The organism is Candidatus Symbiopectobacterium sp., assembly GCF_020054415.1.
Lineage (GTDB): Bacteria > Pseudomonadota > Gammaproteobacteria > Enterobacterales > Enterobacteriaceae > Symbiopectobacterium.
Map to the genome: position 1 here is coordinate 1 of NZ_JAHWCO010000072.1, position 4,538 is coordinate 4,538.

Below are 4,538 nucleotides of genomic sequence, written 5' to 3' on the forward strand. Positions count from 1 at the left end.
GATGGAAAACCCTACGGCGGCCGATGCCTTCCTGGATCGGCTGATCCACAACGCCCACAGACTGGAGCTTAAGGGAGAATCATTAAGGAAAAATAGCCCGGTAGTGGAAAGCGCAGAAGAAACACGCTAAAACGATAAAAAAGTCAGGTTCCCGGATGATCGATACGATGCGAAAAAGTGATCGACCTTAGGTGCGAATCGATGATCGATCGCATGCGAATATGCAGTGGGCCTAGGGATGGGACGAATAACGAGTGTTGCCAACGCACACGCAGCTTGAAGTATGACGGGTATAAATGAAACAGGTTTCATTTTGAATAACAAAAGGAGCAGCCTATGAGTACACGATTTCCTCCCGCATTCCTTTGGGGCGGAGCCACCGCCGCCAATCAGGTAGAAGGCGCATACGATGAAGCGGGCAAGGGACTGTCGATTGTGGACACCCTCCCAGGCGGCAAAGCACGATTAGCCATCGTTGCGTCCGAATCCTTCGATTTTTCTCTGGATACCGCGCGTTATATTTACCCTAACCACAAGGGCATCGACCATTATCACCGTTTCAAGGAAGATATCGCGCTGTTCGCTGAAATGGGCTTCAAGTGTTACCGTTTTTCCATTGCCTGGACCCGTATCTACCCTAACGGTGTGGAACAAACGCCCAATGAAGCAGGTCTGGCACACTACAATGCGGTAATTGATACCTGTCTCGCCCACGGCATTGAACCGGTTATCACGATTTATCACTACGAACTGCCGCTGCATCTGGCCACCGTCTATGGCGGCTGGAAAAACCGCGCACTGGTCTGTTTTTTCGAGCGTTTTTCTCGCACGGTGCTTGAGCGTTTCGGGCACAAGGTCAAATATTGGATGACCTTCAACGAGATCAACAGCGCGGCGCATTTTCCGATCATGAGCCAGGGGCTCGTCGTCAAAACCGGAGCCCGGGACGCACAGGCGAAATTTCAGGCATGGCATCACCAGTTTGTCGCCAGCAGTCTGGCAACAAAAATTGCCCGCGAAGTCAATCCGAACATCCAGATGGGCTGCATGATTATTTATGCCACCACCTACGCCTACGACAGCAACCCGGTTAATCAGTTGGCGGCCATGCAACGCACGCAGTCCTTCAATTTCTATTGCGCCGATGTGCAAGCCAACGGCAAATACCCCTACTATGCGCAACGATTGTGGGACTCGCTCGGTGTCACTTTAGCGATCGAACCCGGCGATCTTGAACTGCTGGCAAATCATACCGTCGATTATATCGGTTTCAGCTACTACATGTCGACCACCGTGAATGAAACCCACGCGGAGGGTGAAGACACCGAAGGCAATTTACTCAGGGGCACGCGCAACCCGTTTCTCGAGGCCAGCGAATGGGGATGGGAGATCGACCCAACCGGCCTGCGCATCGCGCTGAACCAGCTCTATGACCGATACGGTAAGCCCCTATTTTTGGTCGAAAACGGATTAGGGGCGATCGATAAACCCGACAGCAACCTCTACGTGGCGGACGATTACCGCATCAATTATCTGCGCCAGCATATTGAGGCGATGGCTGATGCCATTGCTGACGGTGTGACACTGATGGGCTATACCCCTTGGGGCTGTATCGATCTGGTCAGCATGTCGACGGGCGAAATGTCCAAGCGCTATGGCTTTATTTATGTCGATCTCGATGACACTCTTTCTGGCAGCGGCGATCGCCACAAGAAAAAATCCTTCGCATGGTATCAAAAGGTCATTGCCACCCACGGCGAAGATCTCACGCCCTAAAAATGGCGCAAAAAAAAACGCTTGCCAATAAACGGCAAGCGTTGAATAAGATCAGGTCATAAAAGACTACAGTAGAGTGCCTCACTCAACGTAATGTCCGAAAAGCCCGATGGTGTCGTGAAATGCAGTGAAAACGGCTAATCACAACGTCATCTGGAGGTGGACGATAGGCACCTGTAAACGGCTCTGCGTCATTCCCAGGATTATGAAGCCGAAGCAAACATAGAAGGCGGAATGAGCATCTACGGGGTTATACTAGCATGAACCGTGCCAGATCGTCGTGGTATTGAAAACAAAAAAAATAAATCAACCTAATTGATTGAAAAATATATAATTTAAAACGCATCGATTTCTCAAACCATCCTCCTGGCCGATAGCTTGCGCCAAGCATGAATAACCCAACTGTCTCCGAATAGAGACACAAGGTTGTGTTTTATTTTTTAATATTTTATTTCAATCGCTTATATGTCTCTAGATGGAGACATATAAACAGGGCTTCTGTCGCCATTTTCAAACAATCTGCTGAACTATCCCGCAATAAAGTTACGCAGATCCTGATGTAACTGTTGCAGCGATTTTTCATCAAGATAGGGCAAATGCCCCGACTCATACCGATTAAATTGCAGATTAGCGCGCAGTTTTTCAGGCAAAGAGAGGTGATTGAGGTGATATTGCGCGACAAAGTAAGGCGTCGCCAGATCGTAGATCCCCCCGAGCACCATCACTTTCATGCGCGGATTCATTTTCATGGTTTCGGACAATGCAGGCAGTAGATTGAAAGAACGGTTTTCTGGCGTCATATTCCAATAGTAAATGGCATTCGAGTCAGAAACATAATCTTGCACCGTATTCACGTTCAATGCTTTTGCCAGATAGTCGCGGTACGCGGAAATAAACCCAGAGCCGATAGTCATAACCGGATCGTAATCGCTCCGCGCAGCCATTTTATCCAGCGAGGCGCCTCGATAACGGCCGTCAGTACGGCTGACCGTATCGCCCTGCACTGTCAGCAGTTGTTTAACAAACAGCGGGCCTGAAACGCGCAAATCAGCCTTAACCCATTCCCGCGCAGGTATACCGGTGTAGCAGGCAAGTTGCTCAGCAAGCTCTGCTTTCTGCGATTCTGGCAGGAGACTTCCCTGAGCCAACGCCTGTGCATAAGGACCAAGGGAAAACTGTTCAACCTCAGTCAGAAAATGATCCAGATTTTCTGCGACGTTTGCCGAATGCTGATAGTAATGGGCGATTGCCGCATAGGTTGGCAACGCTAGGTAATAGGGCTGATCGATGCCGGGGTTGGATTCAGGACGATCGATATCAATATCCTTGCTCAAATACTGCGACAGCAAAATAATACCGTTGACATCGACGTTGTGCTGAACCTTCAGCCGGTTTGCCAGCGCCACCGTACGCGTCGTACCGTAACTCTCACCAAGCAGGTAACGCGGCGCATTCCAGCGCTGATAACGGCTCAGAAACTGCGTGATAAATTGCGCAAACGCGTGTGCGTCTCCATTAATGCTGTAGGTGTCATTCTCCTTTTGACGCTTCTGCGCCTGCCGCTCCTGAACATTGGCCGCATTGCTGATAAACTGACCAAATCCGGTGCCCGGCGCATCGATAAAGACCAGATCGCTGACATCAAGCAGAGAATAGGCATTATCGATAACCGGATAAGGCGGCAATACGGGTTTATCCGGCGTGCTGGTGACCACCCGCTTTGGCCCTAAACCTCCCATATGCAGCCACACGGAAGAAGAGCCCGGTCCGCCGTTATAGATAAACGTGATCGGCCGATTCTCCGGCTTCGCCGTCTTCTCCACCGACTTAAAGTAGGCCACGTAGGACAAGGTCGCGATCGGTTCATCGGGATCGTCCGTATTCAGTGCTAATGCGCCCGCTTTGGCACGATAATTAAGGAGACCCTGGTTAAGTTTCACTTGCCCTTCACTCATCACAACATCACTCGGTGCCGGAGCCTGTTCCGGTACTGGCGGCGGTGATGCCATGGCAAACGCGGAGCTTAAGCATAACGACATAATTATAAAAACAAAACGTTGCAAGTTATTTATGGTATTCATTTTACATTACCATCCTTATTGGAACCATTTCGTTTCCGATGTCCATCCCCTCAATTTCATGCACTGATTGAAAAGGGCCTGGCTGCTACCACTATTAACATCCACCACATAACTTTGTGTTTCTGGTCGTTTCCCTATGATATATTCTTCATTTTGACAGTTGCCATTTTTCCAACACGGCAAATAGTAGGACGTATATTGCGTTTGCTGCGCCACTTCATTTTTCACAGGGAATTTTTCTTTGCTCAGGGTTTCACAGGCACCTTTCGAGATAGTGAAATCCTCAGCTTTTACGCTGCTTTTCACCCATTGCGTCGTACAACCAGAAAGCAGAAGTGTGGCAAACAATAATGTAAACTTAATATTCATTTCGATTCCTTTTAATACAGATTTCTTACCTTCGGCATAAAATTGTATTATTTGTTCATTTCTTGCGTAGCAATTTATACGATCAATGACATATCGTTTAACTTGCGTTTAGTACTAAAAAGGGAAATATCGAACGAGAAATGAAAAGTATTCGGCTGTTTTGTCTAAATAAAAACGGCTTTGTTGAATAAATAGAACTTTTGGGTAATCATCGGAGCAGATCACCACAGTTGTTTCAAAATCAGGTCTCCATGGCAAAACAAAATTTTAAAATCACCAACTGGCCCTCTTATAACAAGGCCCTCAAGCAGC

Annotated in this window: 4 protein-coding genes; 2 read left to right on the forward strand and 2 right to left on the reverse strand. The window is 48.3% G+C overall.

What is annotated here, in order from left to right; translation table 11 throughout:
- Both QZ506_RS02395 and QZ506_RS02400 read left to right on the forward strand, forming a co-directional pair.
- Positions 1-130: ATP-binding protein (locus QZ506_RS02395; protein WP_291968800.1), on the forward strand; the 130-nt coding region annotated here is incomplete at its 5' end.
- A 206-nt stretch (positions 131-336) separates the two neighbouring features.
- Positions 337-1,776, forward strand: coding sequence for a glycoside hydrolase family 1 protein (locus QZ506_RS02400; RefSeq protein ID WP_291968794.1), 1,440 nt, complete (start codon positions 337-339; stop codon positions 1,774-1,776).
- A gap of 527 nt (positions 1,777-2,303) precedes the next feature.
- On the opposite strand, the gene QZ506_RS02405 is transcribed toward QZ506_RS02400, so the two are convergent.
- Positions 2,304-3,857 carry a hypothetical protein gene (locus tag QZ506_RS02405; protein ID WP_291968796.1) on the reverse strand — a complete coding sequence of 518 codons (1,554 nt, stop codon included), beginning with the start codon at positions 3,855-3,857 and terminating at the stop codon, positions 2,304-2,306.
- Between the two features lie 15 nt (positions 3,858-3,872).
- Positions 3,873-4,226: a hypothetical protein gene (locus tag QZ506_RS02410; RefSeq protein ID WP_291968798.1), complete on the reverse strand. Its 354-nt coding sequence runs from the start codon at positions 4,224-4,226 to the stop codon at positions 3,873-3,875.
- Between the last annotated feature and the right edge of the window lie 312 nt (positions 4,227-4,538).